The organism is Micromonospora sp. AKA38, assembly GCF_027925725.1.
Classification (GTDB): domain Bacteria; phylum Actinomycetota; class Actinomycetes; order Mycobacteriales; family Micromonosporaceae; genus Micromonospora.
The window spans coordinates 222,778-235,893 of the sequence record NZ_BNEI01000002.1 but is presented as its reverse complement, the minus strand read 5'-3'; the positions used below and the strand labels follow the sequence as shown (position 1 = coordinate 235,893).

Sequence of the window (13,116 nt, the reverse complement as noted above, 5' to 3'; positions counted from 1 at the left end):
GAGCGCCGTTCCTTCCCGGGCCGGTTGGCGTGACCCGCCGGGTGGCGTCAGCCGATGCCGTCGACGGCGGCCCGGAGCGCGTTGATCGACGGGTCCCAGGTGAAGTTCAGCACGGGCAGGCCGGACGCGGCGGCGTTGCTGTCGCCGCCGAGGACCACCGCCCGCGGCTTGCCGGAGCCCTGCGGGACCACGAGGTACCAGTTGCCTCTCACATTCGCGATGAACACTTCGTCTGCCTCCTGGTCCGGCGGGTTGGGGTTGCCCCCGTCTCCGACGTGGTTCTCGAAATCCGTGGTGGCGCCGAAATTCGTCGGGCTGCCGGTGTTCAGCCAGAGACTCGTGTGCACGTGCGGCCCGACACCCTGGTCGCTGCCGTTCGCCGACGCGCCGGAGTAGGCGATCGTCTGGCCCCGCGACACGCGTTGCCCGGTGGAGACGGCGATCCTCGACAGGTGCAGGTGTCGGGTGTAGTTGCCGTCGTCGTGGGCCATCCCCACGACGCGTCCGGTCGCGGTGGAGGTGTCGGTCTTCACGAGGCGGATCGTGCCGTTCGCCGCGGCCACGACCGGAGTGCCGGTGGCCACCGCGTAGTCGGTGCCCGGCTCGGCCGAGGGCGGGGTCCGGTTCCGGTGGTCCTGCCAGGAACTGGAGATCCGGACGTTCCCGCAGGGCCGCTGATAGCTGCCCGCGGCCCGGGCGGCGCCGGGCAGCAGCGCGAAGGCGGCCGACACCCCGGACGCGGCCAGCGCGGCGCCGGTGAGGAACCCCCGCCTCGAGAGCCCTCGCAGGTAGGCGATGCCGTCGAGATCCTCCGGTCGCGGCGCGTCGTGGCCGGCGTCCCGAGGCGGGCCGGAACGAGGCTCCCCACTGAGGATCATCAATGCAACCTAAGGCTGCCCCCGGCGAAGGGCAAGGGCTTCGCGGCGCGCGCCGGCCGGCGAGCCCCCGCCGACCGCTCAGCCTGGACGGCGTCCCCACGCCGAGATCAGTGGCGCGAGGGTGAGGTCGAGTTCGCCGGCCTCGACGGCGGCCAGGTGGGCGTCGATCTCGACGTCGTCGGCCAGCCCCGCGGCGAGCAGTTCGCCACGGACCATGCGCACCGTCGCGGCCTCCAGCCGGTCGCAGGCCACGCCGCCGATCGGGAAGCAACCGGCGGCCGTCACGTCGACCAGGCCCGCCGCCCGCAACGCCCGCGGCAGCGTACGGCCGAAGCGCAGATCGGCGCCGCGGCGGGTCCGCGACGATGTCGTGCCGGCGCACCTCGTACCGGTCCGGGCGTGGCTCCGGACCGGTACGGCGTCGTCGGGCGTCAGCTTCCGACGCACGTGGCGGTGGCTCCCCCGCCGGTTCCGCTGCCCTGGAACCCGAAGCTGGTGGACTGGCCGGCGGCCAGTTGTCCGTTGTAGCTCTGGTTCGCGACGGTGACCGTCCCGCTGGCGCCGTTGGCGACGCCGTTCCACAGCGAGGTGATCGATGCTCCGCCGGCCAGGGTGAGCGTCACCCGCCAGCCGGTGAGGGCGGTGCTACCGGCGGTGACGTTGACGCTGGCGACGAATCCGCTGCTCCACTGGTCCTGGACGGAGTAGACCGCGGTGCAGACGGGGGTCCCACCGCCGGGCGGGGGAGTGGTGGGCGGGGGTTCGGTGGGGGGCGGGCTGGTGGGCGGCGGGCCGTCGTCGAGCGTCAGGTTCTTCTGCTGGACGGTCCACGGGCTGTGGCACAGGCCGCAGTCGGCGCCGACGAAGTTGCGCCCGGCGGTGGTGTCACCCTTGAGGCGCCACTTGAGGTAGAGCACGGCCACCCGGCCGAACTCGCCGCCGTTGGGCTGGTCGTAGGTGCCGCCGTGCCCGACGTTGAGATTGCCCATGAACGCGGGCAGCCCGGCCGGCAGCTTGCCCCAGTCGTCCATGGCATTCGGGTAGGCGATGTCGCTGGGCCCGCCGACGAAGTAGGCGATCGGCTTGGTCAACCGCCTGAGCTGGTAGTCATCGGCATCGTTCAACAGACCGCTGCTGAAGATGCCGGTCGTGGTGACCCTCGGGTCGGCGGAGACGGCGTACGCCTCCAGCCCGCCACAGGAAAAACCGGCGACCGCGATCTTCGACGTATCGAGCCGGTTGTAGTACTTGCTGCCCGATCGGGAGTTCTCCGCGACGGCCCAGTCGATGGACTGGGTGAGCAGCTGGGAGGTGGTGGAGCCGGACCCGTTCGGCGCCCCGCTGGCGATGGCGAGGAAGCCGTGGGAGGCGATCTCGCGGAGGAAGTTGCCCTGGGAGAGGCCGTTGGCCGAGCAGCCGCCGTTGCCCCACACGAGGATGGGAAGGCGTTCGGACGGGAGCGTCTGGGGCCGGAAGATGGTGTGGTTGGCCAGGGTGGTCGAGGTCTCGTAGTCGGCGGGATAGGGGCCGGAACCACCCACCGCGGCGTCGGCCGGTGTCCCGCCGAGCACCATGACCACCGCGGTGACGGGAAGGACGACGGCCGCAAGCCCCGCCCAGATCTTCGATGTCCGTCTCATGCGTACTCCCGCGGATGTCGCCACGGCACTGCCTGTGGTGGCCGGTGGCGGTTGGCCGCTCGCGCCTCGACCGACCTGGGTCATCCAGATGCGCGCGGGCGGGAACGGGATGCGGTCACTGTCACAGCGGCAGCGATAAGTGTCAATATGATGCCCGACTGTCGGGACTCGCGCGCCGTGAGTCGCGGGTGGCCATGGCGTAGCCGGTGGTGGTGACGCCCAGGGCCACTCCCCAGCCGAGGAACACCAGCGGCGTTGCGGCCACCGCCCACCCGTCCCGTAGGTCCGCCTGCCACGTACGCCCAGTGGCGGGTCCACTGCCCGCCCAGACCCCCGCCTAGGGCGCGAAACTGCAGGAGACGCCAGCTCCGCTCGACGGCGAGAAGTTGAGCGATCGTGTCCACGTCTCCGCCGCCGGAGGAGAGCGCGTTGACGTGCTGCTCGTCGAGTCGGGCCCTGGAACGCCATCTGACGGAGGCTCTCGCGGTGACCGGGGTTCCGGCACCGCGACCCGCCGGCGACCGGCTGCCCCCGGCGCCGCTGTCGGCCCGTGTGACCGCGACCGGTACCGCGTGCTGGTGGATCGGTTGCTCGCCGTCCCGCGGACGACCGAGCCGGCCTTCCGCGAACAGATCTACGATCTCCTGCCGCCGGTGATCGTGCACCAGCTACGGCGCGACACCGCTGCCCGGGTGGAGCTGTTCTCCCTGGTGCGGAGTTTCGAGCACTGCCGGCACCTGGCGCCGGGGAACTTCCTCGCCTCCGCCCTGGAGACGCTCGTCGGCGACCATCCGACGGCCGCCGACGTGATCGAGGCGCTGACGGACGCGGGTCTGCACCAGCCGTCGGAGCGCCGATGAGCGGGAGCGTGGACCCGCCGGTGGTGCCGGTCGGAGTTTCACCGCACCGGCGGAAGGGCCGGGGACGGGAACGGCCCGGGGGTGGGGTTGACGGCCCGCTCCCGCAAGGCGCTGCGCCCTCACGGAGGTCCGGTGAGGGCGCAGCGTCGAGAAGCAGGCCCCGGCCCCGCCCTCGACAGGGGCGGGGCCGGGGCGTGGCGGTTCAGTTCCAGATCAGGTTGTATGGACCATTCCACTTCGTCCAGGTTCCGTTGCTGTTCCGGGTCTTGAGGTAGCCCCAACCGTCGCTTCCCACGCAGGCGATGGTGAATTGCCGACCGTTCACTTCCCACATGTCGACGGAGTGGTGCCCCGGCTTGATGCACGTGCCGCCCAGGGAAACCCAGCCGCTGACCCCCGAACTGGACTGCCACCGCGAGTAGACCTGCTTGTTGGTCCCGATCACGAAGACCTGGTGGTAGCCGTTGGGAAGCGTGTGGTTGTACTGGCTCTGACAGTAGAAGGACCCGCCCCAGTTGGTGTAGTGGCACCAACCGTTGGAACTCTGGTAGGTGGTCCCCGGGCCCGACGCCTGGACCTCGACGGTCGTCGTGGCGGCGACTCGGGCGGGCTGGGTGAGCTGGACGGGCTCAGCCTGGGCCGGCGACGACAGGGTCGTCGCCCCGACCAACGCCACTCCCGCCGCCAACAATCCCATGAGCATTCCGGAACGCCGGAAACCGACAGCCTTCATGGCTCCTCCAACCTCTCGGTAATTCGCGGACGCGGTGCGCGACCGCCGTGTCACCGAAAGTACGCAGAGCCGATGCCGGTCGCGTCGTACGGCGAAATGAGGTTTGCGGTCAACCTGGGCGGTACTCCCGCCCGGTGTCCTGCCTCCTCAGGGTCATCACCCCGGTTCGCGCCGTGGCGCGACCAGTCCGCACTCGTACGCGATCACCACGGCTTGGGCGCGGCTGCGCAGGTTGAGCTTGGTCATGGTCCGGTTCAGGTGCGTCTTGACCGTCGCCTCGCTGAGCACGAGGTCGTCGGCGATCTCGGTGTTGGTCATCCCCTTGGCGACCAGCCGGAGCACCTCGGTCTCCCGGGCTGTCAGCGGGCACAGGTCCGACGGTGGCTCCGGACCGACCGGCCCGCCCCGGGTGTACGTCTCGATGAGGCGCCGGGTCACCGTGGGCGCGAACATGTGTTCCCCCTCGGCGACGGCCTGGATCGCGGCGAGCAGCCGGTGCGGTGGGGTCTCCTTGAGCAGGAAGCCGCTGGCCCCGACGCGAAGCGCCGCGTAGACGTACTCGTCCAGGTCGAAGGTGGTGAGGATGAGGACGCGGGGCGGGGACCCGGCGGCCGCCGCGAGGATCTGCTCGGTGGCCCGAACGCCGTCGAGCCCCGGCATCCGGATGTCCATCAGGACGACGTCCGGCCGGCCGGCCCGGGCCTGCTCCACCGCCTCGTGACCGTCGGCCGCCTGGCCCACCACCTCGAACCCGGGAGCGGCGTTGATGAGCGCCGCGAGGCCGGCGCGGATGAGCACCTGGTCGTCGACGACGCATGGCATGCCCTTCCCGCCGTCACCCGTCCCGGTCGGCCGGTGCACGGCGCTGGTCTCCCATTGTCCCCGGGACGGGCATCGTCAGGACGACCTCGAAGCCGCCGCCGGGGCGCGGGCCCGCGGCGAGCGACCCGCCGTACAGCTTGGCGCGCTCCCGCATCCCGAGCAGACCGTGGCCGGCGGACGTGGCGGCCCCCGTCGCCGTGGCCGCCCGCCGGCCGTCGTCGGACACCCGCGCGACAAACCGGTCGCTGTCGTAGCGCAGGTCGATCGTCGACGACGCCGGGGCGGCGTGCTTGAGGACGTTGGTCAGGCCCTCCTGGACGACCCGGTACGCGCAGAGGTCGGCGCCGGGCGGCAGCGGTCGGGGCCGCCCGGTGACGGTGACCGTGATCGGGACCCCGGCCGCCCGCATCCGGTTCACCAGGTCGTCGAGCTGGGCCAGGCCCGGGGCCGGCGCGTACGCCCCGGCGTCCGCCGGTTTGTCGTCCGGGCTCAGCCGCAGCACGGTCAGCAGCCGGCGCAGCTCCTCCAGCGCCTCCCCGCTGGTGTCCAGGACGGTGGCCAGCGCACGGTCGGCGGTGTCGGGATCGGAGGAGAGCACGTAGCGGGCGAGACCCGCCTGCACCGAGACGACCGACAGGTGGTGGGCCACCACGTCGTGCAGCTCCCGGGCCAGGCGCAACCGTTCCTCGACCACCGCACGGTGGGCGCGTTGCTCCTGCTCGTGCCGCAGTTGGATGGTCAACCCGGCGAGCTGCCGGTTCCGGACGGCCAACTGCCGGGCGCCGTGGCCGACCCAGAGGACCACGGCACTCCACACCACCCCCTGCACGGCGGCGATCAGCGGCGACTCCGGTCCGGCGTACGTCCAGACGGCCACGGTCAGCCCGGCCGCCGGAACCGTCGTCCAGGCCGGCCGTCTGGCGCCGACGGTGTAGAGCACCAGCAGCAGTCCAGGACTGTTCACGACCGGCCAGTATCCGAGGTGGATGTAGCCGACCCAGACGGCGCAGTACAGCAGCAGGACGGTCACCGGCGCCCGCTGCCGCGCCACGAGCAGCGCGCCGAGCAGGCAGGTCAGCGCATATCCGGTGAGGTCCGTCGGACGCATCCCGGCCGGCGGCGGGTGGCTGCCGAGGACGAGGCTGACGGCCAGCGTGGCACCGGCCAGCAGGCCGTCCACCAGCAACGGACAGCGACGGCCGAGGTTTCGCAGGCGCGTTGGCCAGGGCGTCGCTTGAGCGGCCATGGGCGCACGCTAGTCCAGTCGCGGCACGGTGTCGTCAACCCGGGACGGGCGTTCGGCTACCACGCTGGTCGTACCCGACCGACTCCGAACGACGCTCGGGCGGCGGGCGTCGCGGCCCCGATCCGCAGAGGTTTCTCGGCGTTCGCCGGCCGACGCGGACGTCCTCGCGCTCGTCCTCGCCGGCCAACGGCGTGCGGCCGACCGCTCAGCCTGGACGGCGTCCCCACGCCGAGATCAGCGGCGCGAGGGTGAGGTCGAGTTCGCCGGCCTCGACGGCGGCCAGGTGGGCGTCGATCTCGACGTCGTCGGCCAGCCCCGCGGCGAGCAGTTCGCCACGGACCATGCGCACCGTCGCGGCCTCCAGCCGGTCGCAGGCCACGCCGCCGATCGGGAAGCAACCGGCGGCCGTCACCTCGACCAGGCCCGCCGCCCGCAACGCCTGCGGCAGCGTACGGCCGAAGCGCAGATCGGCGCCGCGGCGGGTCAGCAACTCCCGGACGGCCCGGCGCAGCCGGTTGGCGCGCCGCTGCGCCGGGCCGACCTCGTCGAGGCAGGCCAGTGGCTGCAACTCGGTGTCGGCGTCCTCCACCACCAGCCATCCGCCGGGCCGCAGCGCCGCCGTCATCGTCGCCACCGCCCGGGCCCGGTCGGGCAGGTGGACGAGCACGAGCCGCGCGTGCACCAGGTCGAACGTGCCGGGCTGCGGCGGCGGGTCCGCGACGATGTCGTGCCGGCGTACCTCGTACCGGCCGTGCGGGTCCAGCCAGGCCGGATCGAGATCCGTGGCCAGCACGTGACCGGTCGGCCCGACGGCCGTGGCCAGCGCCTCGGGAATGCTGGGGCCGCCGGCGCCGACCTCCCAGCAGCGCCAGCCCGGCCCCACCCCGAGCCGGTCGAAGTGCCCACGCGTGACCCCGTCGAACAGCTCGGCCAGCCAGGTGAACCGCTCACCCGCCTCGACCCGGGCGTTGTCGAGCAGGTAGCGGTGATCCGGGGAACCCATGCCCCCCATCCTCCCGCCGGCCGGGCGCGGTGTCAGCGCGACCGGGGGCGAAACTCGCGCTGTTCGGTGCGCAGGGCGGTCGCGGTCCGGGCTGCCCACCCGGCCGGCAGCAGCGCTCCGAGCAGCGCCGTCACCGGCCCGCCCAGCGCCAACGCCGCCAGGGCGACCGGCCCGTACACGTCGAGCAGCGGCTGCGGCAGGTGCAGTCCGCCGTTGGCGGCTCGGTCACCTTCGGCATGCGCGAAGAAGTGTTCGCGCGCCCGCATTCGGCCCGGGTCGTCGCGCAACTCGTCTCCGCGTTCACCGACGCCGTCACCGCCGTGTCCGGTGACGGCCGCCGCGACGAGGTGCTCGTCGAGCTGGTCGGTCAGCCCACGTCCCGGTCCGGGCTGGGCGGGAGGATCATCGGCACCGACTGACCGGCCCGGGCGTCAGGGGCGGGGGAAGATCGGCACCGGCTGGTCCTCCGGGTCCAGGTCGAGCCCGGCCGGCCCGATGATGCGCGGATCCGGCGTGCCGACCACGGCCTCGTCCTTGTCGGCGTAGTCGAAGCGGTGCAGCACGTGGCGCATCGCCTCCAGCCGGGCCCGCTTCTTGTCGTTGCTCTTCACCACCGTCCACGGCGCGTCCGCGGTGTCGGTCCAGAAGAACATCGCCTCCTTGGCCTCGGTGTAGTCGTCCCAGCGGTCGAGTGAGGCGAGATCCATCGGCGAGAGCTTCCACTGACGCACCGGGTCGACCTTGCGGATGACGAACCGGGTGCGCTGCTCGTTGCGGGACACCGAGAACCAGAACTTGACCAGGCGGATGCCGGAACGGACCAGCATCCGTTCCAGGTCCGGGGCCTGCCGCAGGAACTCCAGGTACTCCTTACGGGAACAGAAGCCCATCACCCGCTCCACGCCGGCCCGGTTGTACCAGGACCGGTCGAACAGCACGATCTCCCCGGCCGCCGGCAGATGCGCCAGCCAACGCTGGAAGTACCACTGGCCGGCCTCACGCTCGTCCGGCTTCTCCAGCGCGACCACGCTCGCGCCGCGCGGGTTGAGATGCTCCATGAAGCGCTTGATCGTGCCGCCCTTGCCGGCGGCGTCTCGGCCCTCGAAGAGGATCACCAACCGCTCGCCGGTGTCCTTGACCCAGTCCTGCAACTTGAGCAGCTCGATCTGGAGCAACCGCTTCTGGTGGTCGTACTCCTCCCGGTTGAGACGCTCGTCGTACGGGTAGCCGTCGCGCCAGGTCTCCACCGGGCTGCCGTCGGGCAGCAGCAGGACCGGGTCGTCGTCGTATCCGTCGTGTACCTGGTAGTCGGCGGCGAGGTCGAGCAGCGCGGTGTCGGCCATACCGGTCGTACCTACCCCGCCGCGCCTGCCTCGATGCGGTCGGACCACAACTCCCAGGTGGTGCTCAGGTTGCCCGGCGGAACCGGTGACCCGTGATGGTTTCGGCCCCGGCGTCGCGGGGAGACCCGGCCGCGACCAGGGGCGCGGGGACGCGCTAAGGGGGCGGCCGGTTGCGGATGTGCGGTCGATAGGGGTCTCCTCCCGACGGATTCACCGGGATCATCGTGCCTGCGACGACCGCCCGGCCCACCAGCCGACCGCGGCTGCCGGCACCTCTCGCGCACCTTCGGGGAAGGAACTGCCTTGTCCACTCGTCGTCAACTGCTGCGCCTCGGCGCGGCGTCGGGCATCGTCGGGGCGACCGGTGGCCTGGCCGGTCTGGCCGGGCAGTGGGGCGCGGCTCCCGCCACGGCCGGGACCGCCGCGCCGACGGCCACGCCCGTGACGCCGTTCACCGTGCCGTTGACGGTGCCGCAGACCCTGCGCCCGGTGCTGCGGACCGCCACCACCGACTACTACTCGGTCACCATGCACCGGCGGCGACTGGAGATCCTGCCCGGCACGCGCACCGAGGTGTACACCTACAACGGCGACCTGCCCGGCCCCACGATCCACGCCACCTCGGGTCGGCGGGTGGTGGTCCGCCAGCGGAATCGGCTGACCATGCCCACGGCGGTGCACCTGCACGGCGGCGCCACCGCCCCCGAGGACGACGGCTCGGGCGACGCCACGATCCCGCCGGGCGGCGAGCGGGTCTACACCTACCCGAACCGGCAGGCGCACGCCACGCTCTGGATGCACGACCACACCCACCACATGGAGGCCGAGCACCTCTACCGGGGCCTGGCCAGCCTCTACCTGCTCACCGACCGCACCGAGGCGGCGCTGCCGCTGCCCCGGGGCCGGTTCGACGTCCCGCTGGTGCTGCGCGACGCGCACCTGGATGCCAACGCCCAGTTGGTCTGGACCATGGACGACGCCGACAACCGCACCACCCTGCTGGTCAACGGACGGCCGTGGCCGCGCTTCGAGGTGCAGGCCCGCCGCTACCGCCTGCGCCTGGTCAACGCCAGCAACCTGCGGTTCTATCTGCTGCGGCTCGCCGACGGCGGGGACATCACGGTGATCGGCTCCGACGGCGGCCTGCTGGAGGCGCCGGTCACCATGCCGTACGTGCTGCTCTCACCGGGTGAGCGGCTCGACGTGGTGGTCGACTTCGCCCGCTACCAGCCGGGCACCTCGGTGGTGCTGCAGAACCTGATGGGGCCCGGTCCGGCCGAGCAGGTGGGTCAGGTGATGCGCTTCGACGTCGTACCGGCGAAGGGCCCGGACCGCACGTCGGTGCCGCAGCGGCTGCGTACGCTGCCGCCGCTGCCCACGCCGACCGTGCGCCGCAGCATCGAGCTGCGGATGGACGAGGCGGGTTCCGGTGGGCATCAGGCGTACATCGACGGGAAGGTCTTCGACCCGGCCCGGATCGACACCACCATCGCCTGGGGCAGCACCGAGGAGTGGACGGTGACCAACGCCAACCTGGTCATGCCGCACAACTTCCACATGCACCTGGTGCAGTTCCGGGTGCTCGACCGCAACGGCGCGCCGGCCGATCCCACCGAGTCCGGGCTGAAGGACACCGTGATCGTCTGGCCCGGGCAGAGCGTGCGGTTGCAGGCGACGTTCGACACCTGGCGTGGCGTCTACCCCTATCACTGCCACATGGTCGACCACAGCGCGATGGGCATGATGGCCAACCTCAGGATCGTCTGATCCGTCCCGGACAGCAGGCAGCAGATCAGGGCGCGTAACCGGGGTCGGCGACCGTCTCGGCGATGCGGGTGAGCCAGTGCCTGTCGTTGGCGCGGGACTCGGCGCTGGCCCCGGGGGCGAGAATGCCGGCGAGGAACGCGGCGACGTCGTCGAGGTGCCGCTCGGCGCGGTAGTAGCTCAGCCTGGTCCGGTCCGGTTCCCACGGCCCGTAGCCCCGGCGGAACAGTTCCGCGCGGCGCGCGTCGATCGGATGGTCCCCGAAGTCACCGCTGAGGACGAACGTCAGGTCCCGCTCGCGCGGCGCGAGCACCGGCGCGTCCCAGTCCACGACGTGCAGCGGGCCGTCGCCGTCGGCGATCAGGTTGCCGGGGTGGATGTCGGCGTGGCAGACGACGTGCCGGGCCGGCGTCATCCGGGCGGCCAGCTCGTCGACGGTCGCCGACAACCGGTGCAGCGCGTCGCCGTACCGGTGCCAGAACGCGCCGAGGGAGGCGCTCGCCGCCGCCTGCCGGCCCAGCGTCCGCAGCCTTTCGCCGGCGCTCGACCGGTAGGTCTCGGCCGGCAGGAGGCCGGCGATCCCGGCGGTCGGCGTGATCGTGTGCAGGCGACCCAGGAACTCGCCGTACTCGATCCACTGCTGGTCCGTGAGGCCGCGCTCCCACCGGCTCCCGCCGTCGTGGAACGGGTAGAGCAGCAGGTGGTGGTCCCCGAAGGCGTGCCGGGTGCCGCCGTCGGGCCGGTCGATCGGCGCGACCACCTGCCGGATGCCCCGGGCCCGGAGCAGGCCGGGCAGCCGGACGGCCGCCGGCGTGAACTCGCCGAGCCGGAGCTTCAGGAACCAGCGCCCGCCGTCGACCGTGTCCACCCGGTAGGCCCAGGCCCGGCCGTCGAGGCCGACCGGCAGGAAGACGAGAGCGGAGACGTCCAGCGCCCAGGCGGCGGCCACCTCCGCCGCCAGCGACCGTTCGTCGACGTCGGGCTTGTCGATCATGGACGGAGCGTGACAGGCCGGCGTCCGCCCGGCAAGCGCATTCGCCGGTACGCGGGCGGTCCGGGGACCGGACGTCGGTCACGTCCGGTCCCCGGGGTACGTCGGGGCCGGGGCGGCCGACGCTCAGGCCGGCGGGGCGCTCGGGGCCTGTGCGTGTGGCTCGCCGAACCAGCGGGACAGGTGCCTGTCCAGGTCCCGCTGGTCGTCGCCGACCCAGGCGACGTGGCCGTCCGGGCGGAGCAGCACGCCCGGGGCGTCCAGCGTCGCGGTGGGATCCCCGAGGTGGTCGACCCGGTCCGACCACCCGTCGACGGTCAGCCGGCCGGTGCGGTCCAGCAGCAGACCGCGGCCGTGGTGCAGCAGGTCGTAGAGGCGGCCCTGCCGCACGTCGACCTCGGGCAGGCGGCGGCCGAGCAGGTCGGGTCCCTCACCGAGGTCGTAGCGGACGTCGATCGCGGTGATCTTCTCGATCAGGCGGCGGTTCACCTCGTCGATGTCCATCAGTTCGGTGAGCAGCCGGCGGACGGCTCGTGGGCCCGGCCCGGTGGACAGCAGTTCCATCTGGGCGCGCGTGTTGTCCAGCACGTCTGCGGCGACCGGGTGGCGTTCGGCCTGGTAGGTGTCGAGCAGCGTGTCAGGCGCCCAGCCCCGGACCTGCGCGGCCAGCTTCCACCCGAGGTTGAACGCGTCCTGGAGGCCGAGGTTGAGGCCCTGCCCGCCGATCGGCGGATGGATGTGGGCCGCGTCGCCGGCCAGCAGCACCCGACCGACGCGGTAGCGTTCCGCGAGCCGGGTGGCGTCCCCGAAGCGGGACATCCAACGCGGGGAGTGCACCCCGAAGTCGGTGCCGGCGACCACGCGGAGCTGGCGTCGGAAGTCCTCAAGCGTCGGCGGCGTCGCGCGGTCGCTGACGCCCGGAACGGGGACGATGACGCGGTAGATCCCGACGCCGACGGGCCCCACCAGGAACCGCCTGTCGGTTTCCCGGACCTCGGCCACCCGGGCGGCGATCTCCTCGGGCGACACGCCCACGGCCATCTCGCCCAGCAACGTCTCGGACCGCGCGGGCTCGCCGGGGAAGCCGACGCCGAGCAGCTTGCGCACCGTGCTGCGCCCACCGTCGCAGCCGACGAGGTAGCGCGTGCGCAGCCGTTGCCCGTCGGCCAGCTCGACGGTCACCCCGTCGTCGTCCTGCGCGAGGCCGGCCACCGCACAACCCCGCCGGACCTGCGCACCCCGCGCGACCGCGTGCTCTTCGAGCAGGTGGACGAGGACCGGCTGCGGGATTCCCAGCAGATAGGCGTACGCGGAGTCCAGGCCCTCCGGCGCGGGCTTGTCGATGGCGGCGAAGAAACCGCGGGCCGGACGCCGTCGCCCGCGTTCGAGCACGCGCGCCAGCAGCCCGCGCATGGCCAGCAGCTCGATGCTGCGGATGTGCAGACCGACGATGCGGGCGAACGACGTCGGCTCGGTCTCCTTGTCCAGGACGAGCACCCGGACGTCGTGCAGCCGTAGTTCGGCGGCCAGCATCGCGCCGACCGGCCCGCAGCCGGCGATGATCACATCGAACATGGTGTTGCCTTTCGGGAAGCGCCGTGGTGGCGAGGGCGCTCCCGGCGACACCTACGTCGATCGCCCGACCGGGACCGGAGGCGGAGCACCCACATCGATACGGTTCATGGGTCTCACCTCCTCGGGCCGGGTCACGGTCAGCCGCAAGCTACAAGCCCGGGTGTCGCCCGGTCCAGTCCTTTTTCCCGCGGTCGGGTCGGCGGTGCCGACACTCACGTTCGGGTGGTGCCGGCACCACGGTCGGTGAGCGGGACAGGGAAA

Annotated in this window: 13 protein-coding genes; 3 read left to right on the top strand and 10 right to left on the bottom strand. The window is 72.4% G+C overall.

From position 1 onward, the window contains the following. Positions 1-47 precede the first annotated feature (47 nt). The 3 genes from TPA0908_RS04595 to TPA0908_RS04585 all read right to left on the bottom strand — a co-directional run bounded on the left by TPA0908_RS04595 (position 48) and on the right by TPA0908_RS04585 (position 2,518). Positions 48-878: a M23 family metallopeptidase gene (locus TPA0908_RS04595; protein WP_281934959.1), complete on the bottom strand. Its 831-nt coding sequence runs from the start codon at positions 876-878 to the stop codon at positions 48-50. Positions 879-956: 78 nt separating this feature from the next. After that, positions 957-1,325 carry a hypothetical protein gene (locus TPA0908_RS04590; protein WP_281934958.1) on the bottom strand — a complete coding sequence of 123 codons (369 nt, stop codon included), beginning with the start codon at positions 1,323-1,325 and terminating at the stop codon, positions 957-959. After that, positions 1,310-2,518, bottom strand: a complete 1,209-nt coding sequence (locus TPA0908_RS04585) for a cellulose binding domain-containing protein (protein ID WP_281934957.1) — start codon at positions 2,516-2,518, stop codon at positions 1,310-1,312. Before TPA0908_RS04585 ends, TPA0908_RS04590 begins: the two co-directional genes overlap by 16 nt. A gap of 578 nt (positions 2,519-3,096) precedes the next feature. Between TPA0908_RS04585 and TPA0908_RS04580 the strand changes: the two genes are divergently transcribed. Next, positions 3,097-3,378, top strand: coding sequence for an effector-associated domain 2-containing protein (locus TPA0908_RS04580; RefSeq protein ID WP_281934956.1), 282 nt, complete (start codon positions 3,097-3,099; stop codon positions 3,376-3,378). Between the two features lie 202 nt (positions 3,379-3,580). Here TPA0908_RS04580 and TPA0908_RS04575 read toward each other — a convergent pair whose 3' ends face one another. From TPA0908_RS04575 to TPA0908_RS04560, 4 genes are all read right to left on the bottom strand, one after another. After that, complete coding sequence (locus tag TPA0908_RS04575; RefSeq protein WP_281934954.1) at positions 3,581-4,111, bottom strand: hypothetical protein; 531 nt, start codon at positions 4,109-4,111, stop codon at positions 3,581-3,583. A 156-nt stretch (positions 4,112-4,267) separates the two neighbouring features. Then, a complete protein-coding gene (locus TPA0908_RS04570; protein WP_281934952.1) occupies positions 4,268-4,933 on the bottom strand; it encodes a response regulator in 666 nt (221 codons plus the stop codon). A 13-nt stretch (positions 4,934-4,946) separates the two neighbouring features. After that, positions 4,947-6,179 (bottom strand): sensor histidine kinase, encoded by a 1,233-nt coding sequence (locus TPA0908_RS04565; protein ID WP_281934951.1) that lies wholly within the window; start codon positions 6,177-6,179, stop codon positions 4,947-4,949. A 205-nt stretch (positions 6,180-6,384) separates the two neighbouring features. Then, positions 6,385-7,182, bottom strand: coding sequence for a methyltransferase (locus TPA0908_RS04560; RefSeq protein WP_281934950.1), 798 nt, complete (start codon positions 7,180-7,182; stop codon positions 6,385-6,387). 29 nt (positions 7,183-7,211) lie between these two features. Between TPA0908_RS04560 and TPA0908_RS04555 the strand changes: the two genes are divergently transcribed. Next, complete coding sequence (locus TPA0908_RS04555; protein ID WP_281934949.1) at positions 7,212-7,601, top strand: hypothetical protein; 390 nt, start codon at positions 7,212-7,214, stop codon at positions 7,599-7,601. Positions 7,602-7,613: 12 nt separating this feature from the next. Here TPA0908_RS04555 and ppk2 read toward each other — a convergent pair whose 3' ends face one another. Next, positions 7,614-8,525, bottom strand: coding sequence for a polyphosphate kinase 2 (gene ppk2 / locus TPA0908_RS04550; protein WP_281934947.1), 912 nt, complete (start codon positions 8,523-8,525; stop codon positions 7,614-7,616). 303 nt (positions 8,526-8,828) lie between these two features. Here ppk2 and TPA0908_RS04545 point away from each other — a divergent pair, with 303 nt between their 5' ends. After that, positions 8,829-10,292 (top strand): multicopper oxidase family protein, encoded by a 1,464-nt coding sequence (locus TPA0908_RS04545; RefSeq protein WP_281934945.1) that lies wholly within the window; start codon positions 8,829-8,831, stop codon positions 10,290-10,292. Between the two features lie 25 nt (positions 10,293-10,317). Here TPA0908_RS04545 and TPA0908_RS04540 read toward each other — a convergent pair whose 3' ends face one another. Next, complete coding sequence (locus TPA0908_RS04540; protein ID WP_281934943.1) at positions 10,318-11,283, bottom strand: phosphotransferase enzyme family protein; 966 nt, start codon at positions 11,281-11,283, stop codon at positions 10,318-10,320. A 123-nt stretch (positions 11,284-11,406) separates the two neighbouring features. Next, positions 11,407-12,855, bottom strand: a complete 1,449-nt coding sequence (gene rox, locus TPA0908_RS04535; RefSeq protein ID WP_281934941.1) for a rifampin monooxygenase — start codon at positions 12,853-12,855, stop codon at positions 11,407-11,409. Between the last annotated feature and the right edge of the window lie 261 nt (positions 12,856-13,116).

Coding starts and splice junctions, on each gene's coding strand:
- TPA0908_RS04560 (WP_281934950.1), bottom strand. CDS start 7,182: ATGGGTTCCCCGGATCACCGCTACCTGCTCGACAACGCCCGGGTCGAG.
- TPA0908_RS04540 (WP_281934943.1), bottom strand. CDS start 11,283: ATGATCGACAAGCCCGACGTCGACGAACGGTCGCTGGCGGCGGAGGTG.
- TPA0908_RS04570 (WP_281934952.1), bottom strand. CDS start 4,933: ATGCCATGCGTCGTCGACGACCAGGTGCTCATCCGCGCCGGCCTCGCG.
- TPA0908_RS04585 (WP_281934957.1), bottom strand. CDS start 2,518: ATGAGACGGACATCGAAGATCTGGGCGGGGCTTGCGGCCGTCGTCCTT.
- TPA0908_RS04575 (WP_281934954.1), bottom strand. CDS start 4,111: ATGAAGGCTGTCGGTTTCCGGCGTTCCGGAATGCTCATGGGATTGTTG.
- ppk2 (WP_281934947.1), bottom strand. CDS start 8,525: ATGGCCGACACCGCGCTGCTCGACCTCGCCGCCGACTACCAGGTACAC.
- TPA0908_RS04565 (WP_281934951.1), bottom strand. CDS start 6,179: ATGGCCGCTCAAGCGACGCCCTGGCCAACGCGCCTGCGAAACCTCGGC.
- TPA0908_RS04595 (WP_281934959.1), bottom strand. CDS start 878: ATGATCCTCAGTGGGGAGCCTCGTTCCGGCCCGCCTCGGGACGCCGGC.
- rox (WP_281934941.1), bottom strand. CDS start 12,855: ATGTTCGATGTGATCATCGCCGGCTGCGGGCCGGTCGGCGCGATGCTG.